Source organism: Ornithinimicrobium ciconiae, from assembly GCF_007197575.1.
Taxonomy (GTDB): Bacteria; Actinomycetota; Actinomycetes; order Actinomycetales; family Dermatophilaceae; genus Ornithinicoccus; species Ornithinicoccus ciconiae.
The window spans coordinates 3609699-3632431 of the sequence record NZ_CP041616.1 but is presented as its reverse complement, the minus strand read 5'-3'; the positions used below and the strand labels follow the sequence as shown (position 1 = coordinate 3632431).

Below are 22733 nucleotides of genomic sequence, written 5' to 3'. Positions count from 1 at the left end.
GGGCTGATGAGCACCATGGTGACCAGGACCACGCAGACCGAGGCCGTGCCTCACCGGACCGAACAGACCAGGACGGAGCAGACCCGATGACCCTGATCGAGGGCCTTTACACCGAGGGCGCGCCGATTGCCGACACGGCAGCACCCGACGGACCGATCGCCGAGAAGTGGACCAAGCACCAGTTCGACAACCAGCTGGTCAACCCGGCCAACCGCCGCAAGCTCGACGTGATCATCGTGGGCACGGGGCTGGCCGGCGCGTCCGCCGGGGCCACGCTCGGTGAGGCCGGCTACAACGTCAAGTCCTTCTGCTATCAGGACAGCCCCCGTCGCGCGCACTCGATTGCCGCCCAGGGTGGCATCAATGCGGCCAAGAACTACAAGGGTGACGGCGACTCGATCTACCGGCTCTTCTACGACACCGTCAAGGGCGGCGACTACCGCTCCCGCGAGACCAACGTCTACCGGCTGGCCGAGGTCAGCGCGGACATCATCGACCAGTGCGTCGCCCAGGGGGTGCCCTTCGCGCGGGAGTACGGCGGCCTGTTGGACAACCGTTCCTTCGGTGGCGTGCAGGTCTCCCGCACCTTCTACGCCCGCGGGCAGACCGGTCAGCAGCTGTTGATCGGCGCCTATCAGGCACTGGAGCGCCAGATCGGCGCCGGCACCGTGAAGATGTATGCCCGGCACGAGATGCTGGAGCTCATCGTCGTGGACGGCAAGGCCCGCGGCATCATCGCCCGCGACATGGTCACCGGGGAGATCGAGACCCACCTGGCCGACGCCGTCGTCCTGGCCTCCGGTGGCTACGGCAACGTCTACTTCCTCTCGACCAACGCCATGGGCTGCAATGTCACCGCCAACTGGCGGGCGCACCGCAAGGGCGCCTACTTCGCCAACCCGTGCTACACGCAGATCCACCCGACCTGCATCCCGGTCTCCGGCGACCACCAGTCCAAGCTGACCCTGATGTCGGAGTCCCTGCGCAATGACGGCCGCATCTGGGTGCCCAAGCGACGTGAGGACTGCGAGAAGGACCCGCGCGAGATTCCCGAGGAGGACCGCGACTACTACCTGGAGCGGATCTACCCGGCCTTCGGCAACCTGGTGCCCCGGGACATCGCTTCCCGTCAGGCCAAGAACATGTGCGACGAGGGCCGCGGCGTGGGCCCCAAGGTCGGTGACTTCCGGCGCGGTGTCTACCTCGACTTCAAGGACGCCATCGGGCGTCTCGGCGAGGACGCGGTGCGGGCCAAGTACGGCAACCTCTTCGACATGTACAAGCAGATCACCGGTGAGGACCCCTATCAGGTGCCGATGCGCATCTACCCGGCGGTCCACTACACGATGGGCGGGCTCTGGGTCGACTACGACCTGCAGGCCACCATCCCGGGCCTGTTCGTCACGGGCGAGGCCAACTTCTCCGACCACGGCGCCAACCGTCTCGGTGCCTCCGCGCTGATGCAGGGCCTGGCAGACGGCTACTTCGTCCTGCCCAACACGATCCGCAACTATCTCGCGGACGGCCCCTACGAGCCGATCGACGTCACCCACCCCGCCGTCGTCGAGGCCCAGGACGCGGTCGAGTCCCGCGTCACCGAGCTGCTCGGCATCAACGGTGAGCGCTCGGTCGACTCCTTCCACAAGGAGCTCGGGCACATCATGTGGGAGTACTGCGGCATGGAGCGCTCCGAGGAGGGTCTGCGCAAGGCCATCGACCTGATCCGGTCGCTGCGCGAGGAGTTCTGGCGCAACGTGCGGGTCCTGGGCGCGGCAGACACGCTCAACCAGTCGCTGGAGAAAGCCGGCCGGGTGGCCGACTTCCTCGAGCTGGGCGAGCTGATGTGCATCGACGCGCTGCACCGTCGCGAGTCCTGCGGCGGACACTTCCGTGCCGAGAGCCAGACCGAGGACGGCGAGGCACTGCGCCACGATGACGAGTTCCTCTATGTCGGCGCCTGGGAGTGGGGCGGCGACGACGGCAACCCGATCCTGCACAAGGAAACCCTCGAGTACGAGTTCATCGAGCTGAAGCAACGGAGTTACAAGTGAAGCTAACCCTGAAGATCTGGCGGCAGAACGGCCCGGACGACAAGGGCGGCGCGGTCACCTATCCGATCGACGGCGTGTCCGAGGACATGTCCTTCCTTGAGATGCTCGACGTGCTCAACGAGGAGCTGATCGCCAAGGGCGAGGAGCCGGTCGCCTTTGACAGCGACTGCCGTGAGGGCATCTGCGGCATGTGCGGCGTGATGATCAACGGCGAGGCGCACGGCCCCGAGCGGGTCGCCACCTGCCAGCTGCACATGCGGTCCTTCCGCGACGGCGACGAGATCGTCATCGAGCCCTGGCGCGCGGATGCGTTCCCGGTCATCAAGGACCTGTGTGTCGACCGCGGCTCATTCGACCGGATCATCCAGGCCGGTGGCTACATCTCGGCCAACACCGGCTCGGCCCCGGACGCCCACGCCACACCGGTGCCGAAGAACGACGCCGACCGCGCGTTCATGGCCGCCGAGTGCATCGGCTGTGGCGCCTGCGTCGCAGCCTGTCCGAACGGCTCGGCCAGCCTGTTCCTGGGTGCCAAGATCACCCACCTCGGCGAGTTCCCGCAGGGCCAGCCCGAGCGGGACGCGCGGGTCATGTCGATGACCGCCCAGCACGACCACGAGGGTTTCGGCGGGTGCACCAACCTGGGTGAGTGCTCCCGCGCCTGCCCCAAGGGCATCCCGCTCAACGTCATCTCGCAGATGAACGGCGACCTGCTCCGCTCCCTGCGGCACCAGTCCTAACCATTTTTGGGGAGGTTTTGTCCGCGCCCCGACAATTTTCAGAGGGGTTTTGTCCGTCCCCCGCGCATTTTTGGGGAGGTTTTGTCGGTGTCCTCGCGCACCGCGGAGACGGACCTCAGCCGGGGCTCGTCGCCGCCGAGGCTGCCAACCTCGTGAAAGGGATCGCCGGTGAGCCAGGATCAATCGCGCGATAACCGGGCGGCTCTCGTCCTCGCGGCCACCCCCATCGGGGACTCTCGCGACGCCTCACCACGACTCCGGGATGAGCTGGCCGATGCTGACGTCATCGCCGCCGAGGACACCCGGCGGTTCCGGCGCCTGACTGAACGGTTGGGTGTGACCATCGGCGGTGACGTGGTGAGCTATCACGAGCACAACGAGGCGTCACGGACTCCGGACCTGGTCGCGCGGATCGCCGCCGGTGAACGGGTCCTGCTGGTCACCGATGCCGGGATGCCGTCGGTCTCCGATCCGGGATATCGGCTGGTGGGCGCCTGCGTGGCGGCTGACCTGCCCGTCACCTGCGTCCCCGGCCCCTCCGCCGTCCTGATGGCGCTGGCGGTCAGCGGCCTGCCGGTCGACCGGTTCTGCTTCGAGGGCTTCCTGCCGCGCAGGACCGGGGAGCGGGAGCGTGCCCTGGCCCCCTTGGCCACCGAGCAGCGCACGATGGTCTTCTTCGAGGCACCGCACCGCTTGGCAGCGACGCTCACCTCGATGGCGACAGTTCTCGGTCAGGACCGTCCGGCAGCCGTATGCCGGGAGCTCACCAAGACCTACGAGGAAGTCCGTCGCGCGGGGCTGGCCGAGCTGGCCTCCTGGGCCGCCGACGGCGTCAGAGGTGAGATCACCATCGTCGTGGCGGGAGCCGACCTGGGCGCCGGGCCAGCGCTGGGGGTCGAGGACGTGATGCCGCAGATCCTGGCGCGGGTGGCCGCGGGCGAACGCCTCAAGGACGTGTGCCGCGACGTCGCGGGGGCGACCGGGCTGTCGACCAAGACGCTCTATGACGCTGCGGTCACCGCGCGGCGTTGACGGCCACCGGGCCGTCTGGAGGGAGAACCCGGGTCAGCCGTAGTAGGCGGTGACGGCTGCTTCCCGCTCGCGGGTGCGTTGCCGGGCCTTGCGCCACAGGACGATCCCGCCCCACAGCATCAGGATCAGCAGGACGAAGACGATGATCGGGAAGAAGATCGCCACGATGCTCAGGCCCACCGAGGCGGTGTCCTCAGCCGTCGAGACCAGTGGTGCGCCGATCCCCATCGTGCTGGCGTTGACCACCGGGCGGGTGACTGCCTTGCCGGTGTGGACCAGACCTGCCGTCACGATGCCGAGGACGACGCCGATCCACGGGTTGTCCGCCATGAAGGAGGACCCCTGCTCGAAGTCCTCTGCGGCCTGCGTGGCAGCGAAGATCAGACCGCCGGAGGCAGGGCGGATGAAGGTGCCGACGGCGTCGTTGATGTGATCGACCACCGGGATCTTGTCGAAGACCACCTCTCCGAGGAGCAGGACGGCGGCCCCGCCGATGGCCCACTCGGACTCGATCCAGGCGAACTGCTCGGGCAGAGTGATGACGTCGGAAAACCGGGCCATCAAGGCCACGATCAGGAACGGGATATAGGCGTTGAGGCCCGCAGCTGCGGACAGTCCGGCGCCAGTAAGTGCAGCGAGCATGGAGAGCCTCGCCCCCTTCGTGTGTTCGGCGTGCCCCGGTGGGGCCCGTCTGGTCAGTCAACCACGACGAGCCTGTGACGTGTTCCCGATTCGCCCAGTTCCGTGGAGTCGCGTGATCTGCGCCACGGCTCGTGCAAGAACTCCACCGGTCGGCACACAGTCAGGTTGGACCCGCACGGAGGCCGCCTCCGTGCGGGTCTACCAGTGCCGTCCAACTAGACTCGCACGCCATGAGCCATGTCCTGTCCTCCGTCGCCTGGCCGTATGCCAACGGCCCACGCCACATCGGTCACGTCGCCGGTTTCGGCGTTCCCTCCGACGTCTTCAGCAGGTACATGCGGATGGCCGGTCACGACGTGCTGATGGTGTCCGGCTCCGACGAGCACGGCACACCGATCCTGGTGCAGGCGGACAAGGCAGGGATGAGCCCGCAGGAGTTCATCGACGTCAACCACCGGCTCATCGCTGAGGACCTCGTGGCCCTCGGTGTGTCCTACGACCTCTACACCCGCACGACCACTGCCAACCACGACCAGGTCGTGCAGCAGATGTTCCTGGCCTGCCACGCCAACGGCTACATGGTGGAGCAGTCGCAGCGGGTCGCGATCAGCCCGTCGACCGGACGCACCCTGCCGGACCGGTTCATCGAGGGCACCTGCCCGATCTGCGGCTACGGCGAGGCCCGGGGCGATCAGTGTGACAACTGTGGCAACCAGCTTGACCCGACAGACCTCATTGATCCGCGCTCCAAGATCAACGGCGAGGCGCCGGAGTTCACCGAGACCCAGCACTTCTTCCTGGACCTGCCCGCGCTCGCGGAAGCGCTGGGGGAGTGGCTGGACGGACGCGAGGCCAGCGGCCTGTGGCGACCCAACGTCATCCGGTTCTCCAAGAACATCCTGGAGGAGATCCGCCCGCGCGCCATGACGCGGGACATCGACTGGGGCATCACCGTCCCGCTCGACGGCTGGCGGGAGCACCCGACCAAGAAGTTGTATGTCTGGTTCGACGCGGTGATCGGCTACCTGTCTGCATCCGTGGAGTGGGCTCGCCGCACCGGGGACCCGCAGGCCTGGCGCAAGTGGTGGAACGTGAGCGCGGACGGCTCCGCCCCGCTGGCCTACTACTTCATGGGCAAGGACAACATCACCTTCCACTCCCAGATCTGGCCCGCAGAGATGCTCGCCCACAACGGTCAGGGCTCCCGCGGTGGCGAGGTGGGTCCCTACGGCGAGCTGACGCTGCCCACGGAGGTGGTCTCCAGCGAGTTCCTCACGATGGAGGGACGGCAGTTCTCGACCTCGCGCAGCGTGGTGATCTATGTCCGCGACGTCCTGGAGCGTTATCAGCCGGACGCCTTGCGCTACTTCCTGTCCGCCGCTGCCCCGGAGACCGCCGACTCCGACTTCTCCTGGCCGGAGTTCGTCAAGCGCACCAACAACGAGTTGGTGGCCGGCTGGGGCAACCTGGTGAACCGCACGGCCTCGATGATCGCCAAGAACTTCGGCGAGATCCCGGCCGCCGGGCAGTTCGAGGACGTCGACCAGGCTCTGCTGCAGCAGGTCGCTGACGGCTTCGACACCGTCGGGGCCCTCATCGGTGCCCACCGGCAGAAGGCCGGGCTGGCCGAGGCGATGCGCCTGGTCGGCGAGGCCAACGCCTATGTCTCGACCACCGAGCCGTTCAAGCTCAAGGGTGAGGACCAGCGCGAGCGCCTCGGCACCGTCCTGCACGTCCTCGCGCAGGTCGTGGTGGACCTCAACACGATCCTGTCCCCCTATCTGCCGCACTCCTCGAGCGCCGTGCACCAGGCCTTTGGGGGCGAGGGCGTCTTCCAGCCGATGCCAAAGATCCAGGAGGTCGCCGACCTGGACGATGCCGCACGGCCTGACTACCCGGTCATCACCGGTAACTACACCACGGGTCCGCGCTGGGAGCACCGACCCGTGCACGTGGGCGCCCCCGTGGCCAAGCCCACGCCGATCTTCACCAAGCTCGACCCGGGCACCGCTGGTGAGGAGCGGCGCCGCCTCGGGCTGCCCGAGGAATGACGGACTCCCGGCGGGATCAGCCACCGCCCGCACCCGAGCCGCTGCCGATCCCCGTGGTGGACAACCACTGCCACCTGGACATCGGCCGGGACGGTCCGGCGGCGGCGCTCGCGGACCAGATTTCCGCTGCCACACGGGTGGGTGTTGACCGACTCGTGCAGATCGGGTGTGACCTGGACAGCGCCCGCTGGACGGTCGGCATACTCGATGAGCACCCTGCTCTCCTGGGAGGCGTGGCCATCCACCCCAACGAGGCGCCGGGGCACCACGCGCAGGGGGAGCTCGACGAGGCCCTCACCGAGATCGAGTCGCTGGCGGCGCACCCGCGGGTGCGGGTGATCGGTGAGAGCGGCCTAGACTACTACCGCACCGGTCCAGAGGGCGTTGATGCCCAGCACGAGTCCTTCCGGGCGCACATCGAGATCGCCCGACGGACCGGCCTCGCGCTGCAGATCCACGACCGGGACGCGCACGAGGACGTGCTGCGCATCCTGGCCGAGCAGGACTCGCCGGAGCGCGTCGTGCTGCACTGCTTCTCCGGGGACATGGACATGGCCCGGGAGTGTGTGCGGCGTGGCTACTATCTGTCCTTCGCGGGCACCGTCACCTTCAAGAACGCCCGGAGCCTCCGGGACGCCCTCGCCGTGACCCCGCTGGACCATCTGCTCGTGGAGACCGACGCCCCCTATCTGACGCCCAGCCCGCACCGCGGACAGATCAATGCGCCCTATCTGATCCCGCACACCGTGCGCGCCATGGCGGAGACGCTCAACGTCGCGGTGCCCACGCTCTGCGAGGCGTTGTCGGCCAACTCCGAGCAGGTCTACGGACCCTGGTAGGTCTTGCCTGGTCGGCACGGCTGCCGACGCCGGCGCTCTCTCGCGCGTGTGCTCTCCGGCGTGGGTGCTCCTCCGCGTTGTGCCAGGCACTGGCGGGGTCTGCACACCGTGAACGCCTGACACACCGTGAGCGCGTGACGGGTGGGGCGGTGCGGGGCACGGCACGCACGCAAGACGCCCCCGGCGCAGTGCCAGGGGCGTCGTGCCGTTCCGCCAGCCGTGCTGGCTTCCGAACAGGCGAGGGTCAGGTCAGGCCTGGGGCGTGATCAGGCCAGCAGTCTTGGTGCGAGCGCCCTCAAAGCGCTCCTGCACGTCCGCCCAGTTGGCGATGTTCCACCAGGCCTTGACGTAGTCGGCCTTGACGTTCTTGTACTGCAGGTAGAAGGCGTGCTCCCACATGTCCAGCATCAGCAGCGGCACCAGGCCGGCGGACAGGTTGCCCTGGTGGTCATAGAGCTGGCAGAGGATCAGCTTCTCGCCGAGGGTGTCCCAGGCCAGGATCGACCAGCCGGAGCCCTGGATGCCCAGTGCGTTGGCGGTGAAGTGCGCGCGGAAGGCGTCGAAGCTGCCGAAGGTGTCGTCGATCGCGGAAGCGAGCTCGCCGACCGGCTTGTCGCCACCGTCCGGGGACATGTTCGGCCAGAAGACCGTGTGGTTGACGTGGCCGGCCAGGTTGAACGCGAGGTTCTTGGACAGCATGTTGACGGAGTCGAAGGAGTCCTTGTCGCGGGCCTCTGCCAACTTCTCCAGCGCCGTGTTGGCGCCCGTGACATAGGCGTTGTGGTGCTTGGAGTGGTGCAGCTCCATGATCTCGCCCGAGATGTGCGGTGCGAGGGCGCCATAGTCGTACGGAAGGTCGGGAAGTGCATAGTCAGCCACAGCAAACAACTCCTCTGTTATCGATGTCCACAGGCTTCGAGCCTGTCCTACCTGCAACATAGTTGCAACCGTGGAACATTCCACGGGCGGGTCCGCGGGCACCTGTCCGGGCCAGTACGCTGACCGATCATGGAGCAGCCCCAGGACGAGACGCTGGCGCAGGCCGTCCTGCTGGGGCCTGCGGAGATCCGTGACCTGGCCGCCCGGCTGGGGGTGCGCCCCACCAAGTCCTGGGGCCAGAACTTCGTCATCGACGCCAACACCGTCCGCAAGATCGTCCGGCAGGCAGGGGTGGGCCCACAGGACGTGGTGGTCGAGGTCGGGCCCGGTCTCGGCTCCCTGACCCTGGCGCTGCTGCACACCGTGGACCGGGTCACCGCGATCGAGATCGACCCTGCCCTGGCTGCCCAGCTCCCGCAGACGGTGGCCGAGATGGCGCCGCAGCACGCAGAGCGCCTCACGGTGCTCCAGCAGGACGCCCTGCGGGTCACCGAGCTGCCGGACCCGCAGCCGACCGCGCTGGTGGCCAACCTGCCCTACAACGTGGCGGTGCCCGTGGTGCTCCATCTCCTGGAGTCGCTGCCGACCCTGGAGAAGGTCCTGGTCATGGTCCAGCTGGAGGTCGCGGAGCGGCTCGCGGCCGGGCCGGGGGGTCGGGTCTACGGCGTGCCCAGCGTCAAGGCCTCCTGGTATGCCGAGGTCTCACCTGCGGGTCGGATCGGGCGCAACGTCTTCTGGCCAGCACCCAACGTGGACTCCGGACTGGTGCGCATGGTGCGCCGCGATCCGCCGGTCACCACTGCCGACCGGCGCGAGGTCTTTGCCGTGATCGACGCCGCCTTCGCCCAGCGTCGCAAGACCCTCCGCGCGGCTCTGGCCGGGTGGGCCGGGTCACCGGTCCTGGCCGAGGAGGCACTGCGCAGGGCAGGGGTGGACCCGCAGGCCCGGGGAGAGCGGCTGACGATCGAGCAGTTCGCCGCGATCGCAGAGGCACGCCGGGACAGCGGTGCTTCGAGCGTTCACGCATAGGGTGACGGCATGAGTCAGGCGGTCGAGTCCCGGGGCGTCAGCGTCCGCGTGCCCGGGAAGATCAATCTGGAGCTGGTGGTCGGCCCGCTCCGGGATGACGGATATCACGAGCTGGCCACGGTGTTTCACGCCGTCGGCATCTATGACCACATCACGGTGACTCCTGCCGATCGCTGGTCGGTCCAGGTCACCGGGCCCACGGCTGCCGGTGTCCCGACCGGTCCGGGCAACCTGGCGCTCAAGGCCGCCAAGGCGCTGGCCAGGCGTTATGGCATCGAGGGGGCCGTGGCGCTGAGCATCGAGAAGAACATCCCGGTGTCCGGCGGCATGGCCGGGGGATCGGCCGATGCCGCAGGGGCGCTGGTCGCCTGTGAGTCCCTCTGGGGTCTGCAGCTCTCCCGAGACGAGCTGGAGCCGCTCGCCGCCACACTCGGCTCCGACGTGCCCTTCCTGCTCCACGGTGGGACCGCCGTCGGGTCCGGACGCGGTGAGCGACTTGCCCCGGTGTTGTCCCGCGGCGAGCTGCAGTGGGTGCTGTGGGTCAGCAACGACTCCGGGTTGTCCACTCCCGCGGTGTATGCCGAGTGCGACCGGTTGCGCGAGGCCGCCGGCGAGCAGGTGGTCGAGCCGACCCCATCCGGGGACCTGATCGGCGCCCTGCGCACCATGGACACCGAGGCTGTCGGCGCCACGCTGCGCAACGACCTGCAGGGGGCCGCCTGCTCGCTCTATCCGGTCCTCGACGAGGTCCTGGAGGCCGGCCTGACCCTGGGCGCCCACGGGGCGGTCGTCTCCGGGTCCGGCCCCACGGTGGCCTTCCTGGTCAGCACCCAGGCCGCCGCGATCGACCTGTCCGTCGGACTCGCAGCCCGCGGGCCGGCCGGGGACATCCGTCGCACGACCGGCCCGGTTGCCGGCGCCCAGGTGGTGCAGCACGTCGGGCCCACCGGCCCACAGAACTTCACCGGCTGACCCGTGGCCAATCTCATCGCCACCGATCGGGTGCGTCTCGTGGCCGGCACCCAGGTCCTGCTCGACGATGTCTCCCTGGGGGTGCTCGACGGCGAGCGGATCGGGGTCCTGGGCCGCAACGGCGGCGGCAAGACCTCCCTGCTGCGGGTGCTGGAGGGATCCCGGGAGGTGGACGGGGGACGCGTCCTGCGCCCGGCCGGGGTCAGCGTCGGCATGCTCGCCCAGGCCGACGTGCTCGACCCCGACCACACCGTGCGCCAGGTCGTCCTCGGTGACCGGGCCGAGCACGAGTGGGCTGGAGACCCCCGCGTCCGCGAGATCCTGACCGGTCTGCTGGGCGATCTGGAGGCCAGCGCGCTGGGTGGTCTGGACTCGCTGGTGGGCGCGAAGTCCGGTGGTGAACTGCGCCGGTTGGCCCTGGCCGCCCTGCTGGTCCGCGACCCGGACCTGCTGCTGCTCGATGAGCCCACCAACCACCTGGACGTGGAGGGGGTCGCCTGGCTGGCGGCATACCTCGCGCAGCGCCGTCCCCGTCCCGGCAGCGGCCTGCTCTGTGTCACCCACGACCGATGGTTCCTGGACGCGGTGGCCACGCGCACCTGGGAGGTCACCGACGGTCAGGTGCACAGCTATGACGGGGGATACGCGGCCTACGTGCTGGCCCGTGCCGAACGCGCCCGGGTCGCCGCGGTCACCGAGGAGCGGCGCTCCAACCTGTTGCGCAAGGAGCTCGCCTGGCTGCAGCGCGGAGCACCCGCCCGCACCAGCAAGCCCCGTTTCCGGATCGACGCGGCCGAGGCGCTCATCGCCGGCGAGCCGCCACCGCGGGACACCGTCGAGCTGGTCCGGTTTGCCACCACCAGGCTCGGCAAGGACGTCTTTGACCTGGTCGACGCCACCGTCCGGCTCGGTGATCGCGTGCTGCTGGACGATGTGACCTGGCGGATCGGGCCGGGGGACCGGTTCGGGATCGTGGGCGTCAACGGCGCGGGCAAGTCGACCCTGCTGCGCGCGCTGATGGGTCAGATCCCGCTCGAGTCCGGCACGCTCAAGACCGGCAAGACGGTGCGAATCGCTGCCCTGAGCCAGGACCTGCGTGAGCTCGAGGAGGTGGCTGGACGCACGGTGATCGACGCGATCACCGAGGTCCGCTCGTTCACGATCCTCGGAGGCAAGGAGATCTCCGCGAGCCAGCTGGCAACTCGCCTGGGCTTCACCGGCGGGCGGCAGCAGTCGCGGGTCGCTGACCTCTCCGGCGGGGAGCGGCGCCGGCTGCAGTTCCTGCGCCTGCTGATGGACGAGCCCAACGTCCTGCTCCTGGACGAGCCGACCAACGACCTCGACATCGACACGCTGACCTCGATGGAGGACGTGCTCGACGGGTGGGCCGGCACGCTGCTGGTGGTCTCCCACGACCGCTACCTGCTGGAGCGTATGACGGACCGCCAGGTCGCGCTGCTCGGCGACGGTGCGCTCCGCGACCTGCCCGGTGGGGTGGAGCAGTATCTGCAGCTGCGCGGGGAGCTGCTGGCCCGGTCGCAGACCCCTTCTCGTGCTGGTGGAGCCCGGGGAGCAGTCCCGGGCGTGGCCCGGACGGGCGCGACGGCAGCAGGCTCGGCGGGGGGTGGCTCGGCTGCTGGAGGTGCGCCGGCGGGTCCGAGCGCGGCCGAGACCCGGGAGGCCCGCAAGACCATTGCCCGCGTCGAGAAGGCGCTGGCCAGGCTGGAGGAGCGCGAGGCCCGGATGCACGAGCAGATGGTCGCCAGCGCCACCGACGCCGGGGCCATGATGCGCCTGACCACTGAGCTCGACGAGCTGCACGCCGAGCGAGAGGCCCTCGAGCTGGAGTGGTTGGAGGCAGCTGACCTCGTCGGCTGAGGACTCGGCGGTCAGGCGGTTTCCGGCTCGACCTCGGCGTCCAGGAGCGGGCGCTCCAGGGAGTTCTCCGCCCGCCGTGAGTACCAGGCCGTCCAGCCGATCATCACGATCGACAGCGTGGGTGTGGCCACGCGCAGCACGGTTGCGGCGGTCTCCACCGGCATGCTCAGCGCGACCGAGACGTGGGCCACGGCCGCCAGCAGGTAGGTCGCCGCCCACACCACCGTGAGGCGTCGGTAGAGCCAGCGGAACGGCGAGCTGCCGTGCCACAACTCCTCCCACTCCCGGCGTCCCGCCTCACCGGGGGCGACAAAACGTCGGGTCAGCCAGAAGAGCAGAGGGCGGCCTGCGACAAGACTGCCGGCGGCTACGAGCCCGAAGAGGGCGAGGCCGGCTGATCCCTTGAGCAGCAGGACCCTGCCGTCCCCCGACAGGAAGCTTAGTCCCAGTGTGACCAGGAAGGACAGCACGACCAGGAGCAGCGAGGTGTCCAGGCTGCTCCGACGCAGGGTGGTCCACGCAGTCCGGGCCACCGCGACCGCGCCGGCGGTCAGGAGCGCGCCCACCGTGCCCCAGCCTGCGGCGAGGGCCAGGAAGTAGGCGGCCAGTCCCAGCCCCAGGTCCAGGACCAGTTCGACGACCAGGGCGCTGATCCACCCCGTGGCCGTGCGCGCGGGCTCCGGTGCGGTGCTGGTGTCGGCAGACGTCATCACCTGACGATCATGACATATCAACTTCGACATGTCGATATCGTCATATAGAGTGTAGGCATGGCCCTTCGGTACGCGATCCTCGGTCTCCTGCTGGACCGCCCCAGCAGCGGTTATGACCTGGCCCGGGCGTTTGCCGAGGTCATCGGTGCCTACGCCTGGGATGCCGGCCACAGCCAGATCTATCCTGAGCTTCGCCGTCTTGAGGAGGCCTCGCTCGTGGAGGTCGTCGCCCGCGGGGCGCGCGGTCGGACCACCTACCGGTGCACCGACCAGGGTCTGGCCGCGCTGCGCTCCTGGCTTATGGCGCCGCCTGCCTCGACCGGTGGGGTCAAGAACGAGCACGTCCTGCGGTTGTTCCTCCTCGCAGCCCTTGAGCGTGAGGATGCCCTGGAGATCCTTCGGCGCACGCAGGAGGGGGCCGCCGCCCAGGCCGTGCACCTGGAGGGCGAGTTCGCCGCGCTGCAGGAGCGCACCAACTCCCGCTCCGGCGGTCCGCTGGGTCTGACGACGCAGTACGGCATCCGAACCTTCCGGGCCACGGAGGAGTGGGCCCGGTGGGCGGCCGAGCAGATCGAGGGCGAGGGTGCTGCCTGGCAAACGCTCGACGTCAAGAATCTCGACGAGGACTAGTCTGGTGCGCATGGTGGACCGCGCAACTGACGAGGCGACCGACGAGGTCGATCGCATCGTGGCGGCCTGGCAGCGGGAGCGTCCAGACCTTGACGTCTCACCGCTGGAGGTGCTCTCCCGGGTCAGCCGGCTCGCCCGTTATCTCGACATCGCCCGGCGGCACGCCTTTGACCGGTGGGACCTGGTGGCCTGGGAGTTCGACGTGCTCTCGGCACTGCGGCGCTCGGGGGAGCCCTATGTGCTGTCCGCCGGTGAACTGGTGCGTCAGACCCTGGTCACCAGCGGCACGATGACGAACCGGATCGACCGGCTAGTCTCGCGCGGCATGGTTGCCCGGGCGCACTCGGCCAGTGACCGTCGCACGGTGCTGATCACCCTGACGGTGGCCGGTCGCGAGGCGGTCGACGGGGCCCTGGCGGACCTGGTGGAGGACGAGCGCGGCCTGCTGGCGAGCCTGTCCGCGCAGGAGCGCTCCTCCCTGGCGGGCCTGTTGCGTGACCTGGTGGTCCGTTTCGAGAGGACTGACTGAGCCGGGGGAGGGAGTCCCGACTACCTGCCCTTGGGGTGGATGAGTCGCAGGCTCGGCTTGGACTCCAGCCCGGACAGCCCGTTCCAGGCCAGGTTCACCACGTGCGCGGCCACGTCCTCCTTCTTGATCCTGCGGGAATCCAGCCACCACCCGCCGGGCGTGGCGACCATGCCGACCAGCATCTGTGCATAGAGCGGGGCCATCTTGGGGTCCAGCTTCTGCCGCTTGAACATGTCCGCCAGGATGTGCTCCACCTGGCTGGCGACGTCGCTGATCAGCGACGCGAACGAGCCGGTGGACTGCCCCGGCGGGCTGTCCCGCACCAGGATGCGGAAGCCGTCGGTGGAGTTCTCGATGTAGTCCAGCAGCGCCAGGGCGGCCCGCTCCAGCAGGGCCCGGGGGTGGTCCGGCTCCGAGAGGGCGTCGGTGATGGAGTTGAGCAGGGCCTGGATCTCGCGGTCGACGACCACGGCATACAGACCCTCCTTGCCCCCGAAGTGCTCGTAGATCACCGGCTTGGACACCTCGGCGTTCGCCGCGATCTCCTCGACGGTCGTGCCCTCGAAGCCCTTCTCGGCGAACAGCACCCGCCCGATCGAGATGAGTTGCTCCCGTCGCTGCGGACCGGTCATCCGATGACGGGAGGCGGGCACGGTCAACTTCGGGTCTGGACGGCTCACGGATCCCATTCTGCCCTGCGGCGGTGACGGGGCAGACCCCGCGCTGCGCGGGACCTGTCCCACGCCCCGGGAGGCGCTGCACGCCTCGGGGCAGAACTGGCCTAACCTTGTGCCGTCCGGTGCCGTGCACCGGTGTTCCCCGGTTGCTCTGCTGGTAGGGGCCGCCTGACTTTGAATCAGGATTAGCGACGAAGGTTCGATTCCTTCCCGGGGAGCCGCTCAGTGCGCAGTCAGCTGGCCCGGGCCAGGTCCGGGGGGAGGGTCACGTCCTGTCCACTGACGGCAGTCACCAGGAGTTCTTCCGCACTCTCGTCGGTCATGCCGAGAGCCTCGACGAACTCGCCCAGGAGCGGGCCGCAGGCCTTCTTGAACAGGTCCTTCTCCGCAGGGGAGAGGCCACCGTCCAGCTCCCGACGCTGCAGGTCGCGAACGACGCCGGCGGTCACCTTGAGGTCTCCGAGGAGCAGTCGCTCCTGCTGGTCCTTCATGCGGCGGGACCACTGCTTCTCAAAGGGCAGGCTGGGAGCCTGCAGGATCTCGACGATCTCCTGCAGCTGCTCGACCGACAGCGGGGCGCGGATGCCGACCTCTTCGGCCGTGTCCGCCGGCACCGACACCGTCAGGTCGCTGCGGTGCACCAACAGGCTCACGTACTCCCGCTCCACACCACCGACCGTGCGGGTGATGGTCTCCTGGACGGTGGCGGGACCGTGGTGGGGGTGGATGACGAGCTTTCCGGTGGTGAACTGCATTGACGACGACCCTTCTGAGGTGGCGATGTCGGTCCCGGTGCGACGCTCGTCACGCTGACGCGGGGCGTGGTCCCGTCGCGGGCCGACCCCTCCATTATCGCAGATCGGCTCGCCGAAGTCTCCCGGGTGAGTTCGATCACAGGTTCCGGCCTCGGATAGCCGAGCTCCGCGACCTGCAGCTGACGGATCCACGGGGCGGGGCCCGCCGTCCCTCAGGTGCGGGTAGCATCCAGACTGGGTGACCCGCAGGGCCGCCGCCAGTGTCCTGTCCCCGAGATATTTGGGAGCGACTTCCGCGTGAGCGAGAACCGCCCGGCCGCCGTCATCGTCCTTGCCGCAGGTGAGGGCACCAGGATGAAGTCCACGACCCCCAAGGTGCTGCACCCCATCGGTGGGCGCACCCTGGTCGGGCACGCCATCCATGCCGCTCGAGGCACCGAGCCGGCCCACCTGGCTGTCGTCGTGCGCCACCAGCGTGAGCTCGTGGCACCGCTGGTGAGCGAGGTCGACCCCGCCGCGCTGATCGCCGACCAGGACGAGGTCAAGGGAACCGGACGTGCGGTGGAGTGCGGGCTGGCCGTCCTGCCCCCCGACCTCGTCGGCACCGTGCTGGTGACCTATGGGGACGTGCCGCTGCTGACCACCGCGACGCTGCGCGCCCTGACCGCCGCCCACGAGGAGTCCGGCAACGCCGTCACGGTCATCACCTCCGTGCTGGATGACCCCAGTGGTTATGGCCGCGTGGTCCGCGATGCCGACGGTCAGGTCGTCAAGATCGTCGAGGAGAAGGACGCCCGGGCGGCGCGCGAGAACGGCGAGGCCGACGGTGCCGCGCTCGACATCCGCGAGATCAACTCGGGCATCTACGCCTTCGACGCGCAGGTGCTGCGCGACTCGCTGTCCCAGATCGGCACCGACAACGCCCAGGGTGAGAAATACCTCACCGACGTGCTGGGGCTGGCGCGCCAGGCCGGGCGGGCGGTCCGCGCCCATGTGGTCGAGGACCGGTGGCAGTCCGAGGGTGTCAACGACCGCGTGCAGCTGGCCACGCTGGGGAGGATCCTCAATGAGCGCATCGTCGAGGGCTGGATGCGGGCCGGCGTGACGGTCGTGGACCCGGCCACCACGTGGATTGACGCTGACGTGACCGTCGGTCAGGACACGGTGATCCGGCCGGGCACTCAGCTGCTGGGCGCCACAACGATCGGTGCGGGGGCCGTCATCGGCCCGGACACCACCCTGACGAGCGTGGAGGTCGGGGACGGTGCCACGGTTGTGCGCACCCAGGCTGAGCTCGCGATCATCGGACCCGGGGCCACGGTGGGCCCCTTCAGCTATCTGCGTCCCGGGACCGAGCTCGGCGCCCGCGGCAAGATCGGTGGCTTCGTGGAGACCAAGAATGCGGTCATCGGCGAGGGTGCCAAGGTGCCGCACCTGACGTATGCCGGCGATGCCACCATCGGCGAGGGCGCCAACATCGGCGCGGGCACGATCTTCGCCAACTACGACGGCGTCGAGAAGCACCACACCACCATCGGGCGGCACTCCTTCGTCGGCTCCAACTCCGTGCTCGTCGCCCCGGTGGACGTGGGCGACGGCGCCTACGTCGGCGCCGGCTCTGCCGTGACCAGCGACGTCGACCCCGGGCAGATCGCGGTCTCCCGGGCGCGCCAGCGCAACATCGACGGCTGGGTCGCCCGCAAGCGACCCGGCACCGGGACCGCGGAGGCCGCTGAGGCGGCGGGCGCCGGCCGGGCGCGGCCGACCGACCGCACCGACGCACCACCGAGCGGCCCGGACCAGGGCGGCACACGGCATACGGCCCACGAGTCCGAGGGGGGCCAGGCATGACCGGCATCCAGCGCACGACCCAGAAGAACATGATGATCTTCAGCGGGCGGGCACACCCCAGCCTGGCCGAGGAGGTGACTACCATCCTGGGCACCGACCTGGTGCCGACCGACGCCTACTCCTTCGCCAACAGCGAGATCTATGTCCGCTTCAACGAGTCGGTCCGCGGCTGCGACGCCTTCGTGATCCAGAGTCACACCGCGCCGGTCAACGAGTGGATCATGGAGCACCTGATCATGGTCGACGCGCTCAAGCGCGCGTCGGCCAAGCGGATCACGGTGGTGCTGCCCTTCTACGGCTACGCCCGCCAGGACAAGAAGCACCGCGGACGGGAGCCGATCTCCGCCCGGCTCATGGCCGACCTGTTCAAGACGGCTGGCGCCGACCGGCTGATGGCTGTGGACCTGCACACCTCGCAGATCCAGGGCTTCTTCGACGGGCCAGTGGACCACCTGATGGCGCTGCCGATCCTGAGCTCCTACGTCAAGAAGCACTACGGCAAGGAAGAACTGGCGATCGTCTCCCCGGACGCCGGGCGCATCAAGGTCGCCGAGCAGTGGAGCCAGCGGCTCGGCGGTGCCCCGCTGGCCTTCATCCACAAGACCCGCGACATCGCCCGCCCCAACGAGAGCGTGGCCAACCGGGTGGTCGGTGAGGTCGCCGGCCGCACCTGCATCCTGGTCGACGACATGATCGACTCCGGCGGCACGATCTGCCAGGCCGCGGACGCCCTCATGAAGGACGGCGCCTCCAGCGTTGTCATCGCCGCCACGCACGCGATCTTCAGCGGTCCGGCCGTCGAGCGGTTGGCCAACTCGGTGGCGCGTGAGGTCGTCGTGACCAACACGCTGCCCCTGACGGCTGAGGCCCGCGCGCTGGACAAGATCACCGAGCTGTCGATCGCGCCGCTGATCAGCCAGGCGATCCGGGCGGTCTTCGAGGATGGCTCCGTGACCAGCATGTTCGACGGTCAGGCCTGAGCCGGTCCCGCTGAGGGCGCCGGACCATCCGAGCCGCGCGAAACCCAAGTTGGTTCCGGGTTGTGTGCTGGCCTAGACTGACCCACTGTTGCCTCGGCGAGGGACGCTGCACGAAGAAGTCGTAGCGTCCGTGAATCGACGCGGTCTGAGCCGATGAACGGCCCGGCCTGTCGTGCCGCGCCCCGCGTCGAGGCCCCATCCGATGAACACGACCTACGGAGGCCCCGACATGGCTGACTACATTTCTCTCCCGGCCGAGAAGCGCACCGAGTTCGGCAAGGGCGCAGCGCGCCGCGTGCGCCGCGCCGACAAGATCCCCGCTGTCCTCTACGAGCACGGCAACCCCCCGCTGCACCTGACGCTGCCGGGCCACCAGACCATGATGGCGCTGAAGGCGAGCAACGCCGTGCTGACCCTGGACGTGGACGGCGAGGGGCACCTGGCCCTGGTCAAGGACGTCCAGCGCGACCCCATCAAGCGCACCATCGAGCACGTTGACCTGGTCGTCGTCCGCAAGGGCGAGAAGTTCATCGTCGACATCGCGGTCCACGTCGAGGGCGAGGCCGCCCCGGAGACCGTGGTGACCACGGACCTCACCGCGCTGTCCGTCGAGACCGAGGCGACCAACATCCCCGATTCCTTCACCGTGTCCGTCGAGGGCCTGGCGGCAGGGACTCAGATCCTGGCCGGCGCCGTCGAGCTGCCGGAGGGCGTCACCCTGGTCACCGACCCCGAGGCGCTGCTCGTCAACGTCACCCAGGCGATCTCCGAGGAGGCCCTGGAGGCCGAGCTCGCCGAGGCTGAGGCCGAGGCTGGCATCGAGCACGAGGAGGCCGACGACGCCGAGGCCGCCGAGGGCGGTGCGGACGCTGCCGAGGGCTCCGACGAGGAGAAGTCCGAGGACGCCTGACCGGCGCACCTGCCGGACCACACGGCATACGATCGGGGTCGCCTCGGACCAGTTGTCCGAGGCGGCCCCGCCGTCATTCTTGGAGGAGTTATGGACCCCTGGTTGGTGGTCGGGCTCGGCAATCCCGGGCCGAAGTATGCCGGCAACCGGCACAACATCGGGGCGATGGTCCTGGCTGACCTGGCGCAGCAGGTCGGAGTCTCGGCCAGGCAGCACAAGGCTCGCGCCTGGGTCAGTGAGATCCGCCTCGGGACCCTCGCCGGGGGAGCGCCGGGGCCGCGCGCCATCCTCGCCCAGCCGATGACCTACATGAACGTCTCCGGCGGGCCGGTGGCCGCGCTGGTCTCGTTCTACAAGGTGCCACTGGAGCAGATCATCGTCGTGCACGACGAGCTGGACATCGACTTCGGTGCGATCAAGCTCAAGCGTGGCGGCGGGGAGGGGGGTCACAACGGCCTGCGCTCCATCAGCCAGTCGCTCGGCACCAAGGACTATCTGCGGGTGCGTCTCGGCATCGGGCGGCCGCCGGGTCGTCAGGACCCGGCCGCCTATGTCCTGTCCGACTTCCCGGCCCGGGACAAGGTCGAGGTCGAGCTCCTCATCGGCGACGGCGTCGACGCGGTCACCGAGCTGGTGCACACCGGCCTGGAGGCCACCCAGGGCCGTTTCCACAGCCGCTGAGGCTCGACCGGCGACGCCTCCCCGGTGACCTAAAAGCGACCTCCGCGAGAGCTGCGGGAGGAGCGTGAGGACCGACGCGAGGAACTGCGTGACCGACTGCTGCGCGACCTGCTTCTCGACCGGTTGCGCGACCGGCTGCGCGAGCTGGAGGACGAGCCCGACCACGAGCTGCCCCACCCACTCGACGACGACTCCTGGGCGCTGGCTCGCACGCTGCTGATCGAGTTCATCGCGCTCGACGCTCGGTTGGCCGCCTCCCGCAGGATCGGGTGGGCCTGGCCCGGATCAGTGTCGATGAGGGCCTCACCCTGGGCGAGCAGGGACTGTGCCTCTGAGGCCCGCGACAGGGCGGTGTTGTTGGCGTGGGCCCGGTTGCTGCTGAGCTCGGCCCGCATGGCGTCGACCGTGGCGCGGCTGCGGGCGAGCTGGTCCGTGGCGGCCTTGACCTCCTTGAGGCGGCGCTCCTCTGCCTCGCGATAGGTCCCGAGCGCACCGTCCAAGGCCCGCTCGATGTCACCGAGGTCCTGAGCCAGCTCCACCGGGTCCTCACCCGGGTCGCCGACCCGGGCCAGCGCGGTCCTGGCATCCTGGGCCGGCTGCGTGACGGCCGGGTCCTGGGGTGCGAGCCGAGCGGCGTCGGCGACGTCCCGGGAGAGCGACGCCGCAGCGGTGGACAGCAGCTCGCTCCACTGGGCCTGGAGAGCGTCGAGGTCACCGAGCAGGTCAGCCCGCCCGGTCAGGCCGGACAGCGCCTCCTCGGCGGCCTTCAGCGGCATGACGGCGTCCTCGGGCTCACCGGCAGCCACGCGCTCGCGCGCCTGCTCCAGCGCCTGCTGACCCTGGGCGTGCAGACCCTGGCACTCGTGAGAGACCACCCCGATGCGCTCGCGCTGACCGGTCGGCAGGTCCGCCCGCGCCTCGGCGAGCGCGACACCGTCCTGGGCCCGCAGAGACACCGCGGCGAACGCGGCCACTAGCTCTTCGATCCGCTGCGGCGCGCGATCCGCGAGCGCCCGCAACTCGTTGAAGGCGGTGGCGTGCTCGTCGAGGCGGGCGCCGGCGCGGGTCACCAACTGCTCGAGACTGCGATACCTGTCCACCATGCTGGCGTAGTCCGTCTCGGGGTCCTGCTGCCCGATCGTCTCGCGGAGCCGATATGCCTCGAGGGACTCCTGCCGCGACGCGGTCAGGGCCTCACGGAAGGGCGTGGTGAGGTCGGGGGAGAACTCTGCCTCGGCATACTGCAACTCACCCTCGGCGGCGGTGAGCGCGCTGTCCAGGGCGACGAGCAGGCCACCGATGCGCTGGGAGCTCTGCTCCAGACTCTCTTGCTGCTCCTCTCGTGCCTTGCGGGCGCGGGACCACTTGCGTCCACGGTGCAGGCCATAGCCGGCCAGGGCCACGCCACCGACGCCCGCCACGCCATACCAACCGGTGGAGGGCGCGGTGGCAGCCTCCAGATAGCCCTCGGCCGCCCCGATCGCGGCCCCGTCCCAGTCGTTGGCCCGCAGCTCCGGCTCGATGAAGTCGGCGGCGACGTCGTCGAGCTGACCATCGGACAGCCCACTGTCGTGGGAGATGCTGTCACCCCAGGAGCGGTCCTGCGTGGCGACCGCGACCAGCAGGTCCTTGTCCCCCAGCCCGGACAGCTCGGCGGTCTGATCGGCCCACTCGGGCCCGCTGAGCCCGCTGAAATCGTCCACATAGACCACGAAGAGCTGCAGCCCGGTCCCGTCGAACAGCCGGTCCTGGGCGGCGCGCACCGCCGCCTCGTCCTGGATCACGGCGGACTGGTCGACCAGCTCATCAGGCAGGGTGAATGGCTCGACCGCGTATGCCGGGGCACTGGTCAGCAGCCAGCCCACCGTGAGCGTGCCCAGCAGGGCGGTCACACGCGCGGCCGCAGTCGTCACGTGCCGTGAGAGTTGCATGGGTGGTCCTTCCCGCAGAGATGTCGTGCTCCCCCGATGCTGCGGGCCCGTCGGAGATCCTCCGACGGGCCCGCGCACGGTGTGGCCAGGCGCTGCCCGGCCGGGTGGGGATCAGCTCGTGATCGCTCAGCCCTGGTTCTTCAGCGCCGCGAGGCGAGCCTCGATCTCGGCGTCATGGCCGTGGTCCTCGAGCTGGTCGAACTGGTCCTCGAGAGTGGTGGCGTGGGCCTCGGCCCGGCCGGCCACGAGAGCCTCCTCGCGCCGGATCTTGTCCTCGAAACGTCCCAGGTCGCTGGTCGGGTCCATCACGTCGATGGAGCGCATGGCCTCGTTGACCTTGCTCTGGGCCTCGACCGAGCGGGCGCGTGCCACGAGGGTGCCGCGCTTGGACTTCAGCTCCTCGAGCTTGGCCTTCATGCTGACCAAGCCCTCCTTGAGCTTGTCGACCGTCACGTTCTGCTGCTCGATGGCCGGTCGTGCGGCGCTGGCCTCGCTCTCGTGCTGGATCTGGCGACCCAGGGCGACCTTGGCGAGGTTGTCGAACTTGTCGGCACCGGCCGCGTCGCCACCGCCACGCAGTTCCTCCGCTTTGCGGGATGCGGCGCCGGCCTTGCGGCCCCACTCCTGCGCCGCCTCCTCGTCGCTGCGCAGGTCCGCCTCTGCCATCCGCACGTTGGCGATGGTCTGGGCGACGGCCTCCTCGGCCTCGGAGATCGAGTTGGTGTAGTCGCGCACCAACTGGTCGAGCATCTTCTCCGGGTCCTCTGCGCGGTCCAGGATGGAGTTGATGTTGGCCTTGGCGAGCTGGCTGATCCGGCCCAGGATGGTTTGCTTCTGAGTCATGGTCCTAATGTCCTTTCGTAGGGACCGTCGTGGTGCAGGTCGTAGTGCCGTTGTGCGTCTGATGGGTCCGTCGGACAGGGTGTCATTCTCTCGTTGAACTGACGGCCGACGCTCTCAGTT

General features: G+C 69.3%; 21 protein-coding genes and 1 tRNA gene. 15 read left to right on the top strand and 7 right to left on the bottom strand.

Annotated features, from left to right (window positions below; all coding sequences use genetic code 11):
* Positions 1-86: 86 nt before the first annotated feature.
* The 3 genes from FNH13_RS16800 to rsmI all read left to right on the top strand — a co-directional run bounded on the left by FNH13_RS16800 (position 87) and on the right by rsmI (position 3823).
* Positions 87-2051, top strand: coding sequence for a fumarate reductase/succinate dehydrogenase flavoprotein subunit (locus FNH13_RS16800; protein WP_143784511.1), 1965 nt, complete (start codon positions 87-89; stop codon positions 2049-2051).
* Positions 2048-2791: a succinate dehydrogenase/fumarate reductase iron-sulfur subunit gene (locus FNH13_RS16795; RefSeq protein ID WP_143784510.1), complete on the top strand. Its 744-nt coding sequence runs from the start codon at positions 2048-2050 to the stop codon at positions 2789-2791. Before FNH13_RS16800 ends, FNH13_RS16795 begins: the two co-directional genes overlap by 4 nt.
* A gap of 168 nt (positions 2792-2959) precedes the next feature.
* The gene (gene rsmI, locus FNH13_RS16790) at positions 2960-3823 is read left to right on the top strand and encodes a 16S rRNA (cytidine(1402)-2'-O)-methyltransferase (RefSeq protein ID WP_143784509.1); all 864 of its coding nucleotides are present in this window, start codon (positions 2960-2962) and stop codon (positions 3821-3823) included.
* A 33-nt stretch (positions 3824-3856) separates the two neighbouring features.
* Here rsmI and FNH13_RS16785 read toward each other — a convergent pair whose 3' ends face one another.
* Positions 3857-4465: a DUF4126 domain-containing protein gene (locus FNH13_RS16785; protein WP_143784508.1), complete on the bottom strand. Its 609-nt coding sequence runs from the start codon at positions 4463-4465 to the stop codon at positions 3857-3859.
* 230 nt (positions 4466-4695) lie between these two features.
* On the opposite strand from FNH13_RS16785, the gene metG reads away from it, so the two are divergent.
* Together metG and FNH13_RS16775 are read left to right on the top strand one after the other, a co-directional pair.
* The gene (metG, locus tag FNH13_RS16780) at positions 4696-6516 is read left to right on the top strand and encodes a methionine--tRNA ligase (protein WP_143784507.1); all 1821 of its coding nucleotides are present in this window, start codon (positions 4696-4698) and stop codon (positions 6514-6516) included.
* The gene (locus tag FNH13_RS16775; RefSeq protein WP_143784506.1) at positions 6513-7355 is read left to right on the top strand and encodes a TatD family hydrolase; all 843 of its coding nucleotides are present in this window, start codon (positions 6513-6515) and stop codon (positions 7353-7355) included. Before metG ends, FNH13_RS16775 begins: the two co-directional genes overlap by 4 nt.
* A 249-nt stretch (positions 7356-7604) precedes the next feature.
* Here FNH13_RS16775 and FNH13_RS16770 read toward each other — a convergent pair whose 3' ends face one another.
* Positions 7605-8234 (bottom strand): superoxide dismutase, encoded by a 630-nt coding sequence (locus tag FNH13_RS16770; RefSeq protein ID WP_202878813.1) that lies wholly within the window; start codon positions 8232-8234, stop codon positions 7605-7607.
* A 129-nt stretch (positions 8235-8363) separates the two neighbouring features.
* Between FNH13_RS16770 and rsmA the strand changes: the two genes are divergently transcribed.
* The 3 genes from rsmA to FNH13_RS16755 are packed head-to-tail and all read left to right on the top strand — an operon-like array spanning position 8364 to position 12113.
* Positions 8364-9263: a 16S rRNA (adenine(1518)-N(6)/adenine(1519)-N(6))-dimethyltransferase RsmA gene (rsmA, locus tag FNH13_RS16765; protein ID WP_143784504.1), complete on the top strand. Its 900-nt coding sequence runs from the start codon at positions 8364-8366 to the stop codon at positions 9261-9263.
* A 9-nt stretch (positions 9264-9272) separates the two neighbouring features.
* Positions 9273-10235 carry a 4-(cytidine 5'-diphospho)-2-C-methyl-D-erythritol kinase gene (locus tag FNH13_RS16760; protein ID WP_143784503.1) on the top strand — a complete coding sequence of 321 codons (963 nt, stop codon included), beginning with the start codon at positions 9273-9275 and terminating at the stop codon, positions 10233-10235.
* 3 nt (positions 10236-10238) lie between these two features.
* Entirely contained in the window at positions 10239-12113 is a 1875-nt protein-coding gene (locus FNH13_RS16755) for an ABC-F family ATP-binding cassette domain-containing protein (RefSeq protein WP_143784502.1), read from the top strand.
* Between the two features lie 11 nt (positions 12114-12124).
* On the opposite strand, the gene FNH13_RS16750 is transcribed toward FNH13_RS16755, so the two are convergent.
* Positions 12125-12823 (bottom strand): VC0807 family protein, encoded by a 699-nt coding sequence (locus FNH13_RS16750; RefSeq protein ID WP_143784501.1) that lies wholly within the window; start codon positions 12821-12823, stop codon positions 12125-12127.
* A gap of 60 nt (positions 12824-12883) precedes the next feature.
* Here FNH13_RS16750 and FNH13_RS16745 point away from each other — a divergent pair, with 60 nt between their 5' ends.
* Together FNH13_RS16745 and FNH13_RS16740 are read left to right on the top strand one after the other, a co-directional pair.
* A complete protein-coding gene (locus FNH13_RS16745) occupies positions 12884-13456 on the top strand; it encodes a PadR family transcriptional regulator (RefSeq protein WP_143784500.1) in 573 nt (190 codons plus the stop codon).
* A 10-nt stretch (positions 13457-13466) separates the two neighbouring features.
* A complete protein-coding gene (locus tag FNH13_RS16740) occupies positions 13467-13985 on the top strand; it encodes a MarR family winged helix-turn-helix transcriptional regulator (RefSeq protein ID WP_143784499.1) in 519 nt (172 codons plus the stop codon).
* A gap of 20 nt (positions 13986-14005) precedes the next feature.
* Here FNH13_RS16740 and FNH13_RS16735 read toward each other — a convergent pair whose 3' ends face one another.
* Complete coding sequence (locus FNH13_RS16735) at positions 14006-14617, bottom strand: TetR/AcrR family transcriptional regulator (protein WP_143785194.1); 612 nt, start codon at positions 14615-14617, stop codon at positions 14006-14008.
* Positions 14618-14801: 184 nt separating this feature from the next.
* On the opposite strand from FNH13_RS16735, the gene FNH13_RS16730 reads away from it, so the two are divergent.
* A tRNA-Gln gene (locus FNH13_RS16730) sits at positions 14802-14880 on the top strand.
* A 15-nt stretch (positions 14881-14895) separates the two neighbouring features.
* On the opposite strand, the gene FNH13_RS16725 is transcribed toward FNH13_RS16730, so the two are convergent.
* The gene (locus FNH13_RS16725) at positions 14896-15417 is read right to left on the bottom strand and encodes a CarD family transcriptional regulator (protein ID WP_143784498.1); all 522 of its coding nucleotides are present in this window, start codon (positions 15415-15417) and stop codon (positions 14896-14898) included.
* Between the two features lie 297 nt (positions 15418-15714).
* Between FNH13_RS16725 and glmU the strand changes: the two genes are divergently transcribed.
* From glmU to pth, 4 genes are all read left to right on the top strand, one after another.
* Positions 15715-17268 carry a bifunctional UDP-N-acetylglucosamine diphosphorylase/glucosamine-1-phosphate N-acetyltransferase GlmU gene (gene glmU, locus FNH13_RS16720; RefSeq protein WP_143784497.1) on the top strand — a complete coding sequence of 518 codons (1554 nt, stop codon included), beginning with the start codon at positions 15715-15717 and terminating at the stop codon, positions 17266-17268.
* On the top strand, positions 17265-18248 hold the full coding sequence (locus tag FNH13_RS16715) for a ribose-phosphate diphosphokinase (protein ID WP_143784496.1): 984 nt from the start codon (positions 17265-17267) through the stop codon (positions 18246-18248). The genes glmU and FNH13_RS16715 overlap by 4 nt, the downstream gene beginning before the upstream one ends.
* Before the next feature lie 229 nt (positions 18249-18477).
* Positions 18478-19158, top strand: coding sequence for a 50S ribosomal protein L25/general stress protein Ctc (locus tag FNH13_RS16710; RefSeq protein WP_143784495.1), 681 nt, complete (start codon positions 18478-18480; stop codon positions 19156-19158).
* 90 nt (positions 19159-19248) lie between these two features.
* Positions 19249-19839, top strand: coding sequence for an aminoacyl-tRNA hydrolase (gene pth / locus FNH13_RS16705; protein ID WP_143784494.1), 591 nt, complete (start codon positions 19249-19251; stop codon positions 19837-19839).
* A gap of 29 nt (positions 19840-19868) precedes the next feature.
* Here pth and FNH13_RS16700 read toward each other — a convergent pair whose 3' ends face one another.
* Entirely contained in the window at positions 19869-21770 is a 1902-nt protein-coding gene (locus FNH13_RS16700; RefSeq protein ID WP_143784493.1) for a TPM domain-containing protein, read from the bottom strand.
* Between the two features lie 126 nt (positions 21771-21896).
* The gene (locus FNH13_RS16695) at positions 21897-22613 is read right to left on the bottom strand and encodes a PspA/IM30 family protein (RefSeq protein WP_143784492.1); all 717 of its coding nucleotides are present in this window, start codon (positions 22611-22613) and stop codon (positions 21897-21899) included.
* Between the last annotated feature and the right edge of the window lie 120 nt (positions 22614-22733).

Bases quoted from the DNA above. Each gene is read 5' to 3' on its own strand.
- FNH13_RS16800 (WP_143784511.1), top strand. From the start codon at position 87: ATGACCCTGATCGAGGGCCTTTACACCGAGGGCGCGCCGATTGCCGAC.
- FNH13_RS16785 (WP_143784508.1), bottom strand. From the start codon at position 4,465: ATGCTCGCTGCACTTACTGGCGCCGGACTGTCCGCAGCTGCGGGCCTC.
- metG (WP_143784507.1), top strand. From the start codon at position 4,696: ATGAGCCATGTCCTGTCCTCCGTCGCCTGGCCGTATGCCAACGGCCCA.
- FNH13_RS16775 (WP_143784506.1), top strand. From the start codon at position 6,513: ATGACGGACTCCCGGCGGGATCAGCCACCGCCCGCACCCGAGCCGCTG.
- rsmA (WP_143784504.1), top strand. From the start codon at position 8,364: ATGGAGCAGCCCCAGGACGAGACGCTGGCGCAGGCCGTCCTGCTGGGG.
- FNH13_RS16760 (WP_143784503.1), top strand. From the start codon at position 9,273: ATGAGTCAGGCGGTCGAGTCCCGGGGCGTCAGCGTCCGCGTGCCCGGG.
- FNH13_RS16750 (WP_143784501.1), bottom strand. From the start codon at position 12,823: ATGACGTCTGCCGACACCAGCACCGCACCGGAGCCCGCGCGCACGGCC.
- FNH13_RS16745 (WP_143784500.1), top strand. From the start codon at position 12,884: ATGGCCCTTCGGTACGCGATCCTCGGTCTCCTGCTGGACCGCCCCAGC.
- FNH13_RS16740 (WP_143784499.1), top strand. From the start codon at position 13,467: ATGGTGGACCGCGCAACTGACGAGGCGACCGACGAGGTCGATCGCATC.
- FNH13_RS16735 (WP_143785194.1), bottom strand. From the start codon at position 14,617: ATGACCGGTCCGCAGCGACGGGAGCAACTCATCTCGATCGGGCGGGTG.
- FNH13_RS16725 (WP_143784498.1), bottom strand. From the start codon at position 15,417: ATGCAGTTCACCACCGGAAAGCTCGTCATCCACCCCCACCACGGTCCC.
- FNH13_RS16715 (WP_143784496.1), top strand. From the start codon at position 17,265: ATGACCGGCATCCAGCGCACGACCCAGAAGAACATGATGATCTTCAGC.
- FNH13_RS16710 (WP_143784495.1), top strand. From the start codon at position 18,478: ATGGCTGACTACATTTCTCTCCCGGCCGAGAAGCGCACCGAGTTCGGC.
- pth (WP_143784494.1), top strand. From the start codon at position 19,249: ATGGACCCCTGGTTGGTGGTCGGGCTCGGCAATCCCGGGCCGAAGTAT.
- FNH13_RS16700 (WP_143784493.1), bottom strand. From the start codon at position 21,770: ATGCAACTCTCACGGCACGTGACGACTGCGGCCGCGCGTGTGACCGCC.
- FNH13_RS16695 (WP_143784492.1), bottom strand. From the start codon at position 22,613: ATGACTCAGAAGCAAACCATCCTGGGCCGGATCAGCCAGCTCGCCAAG.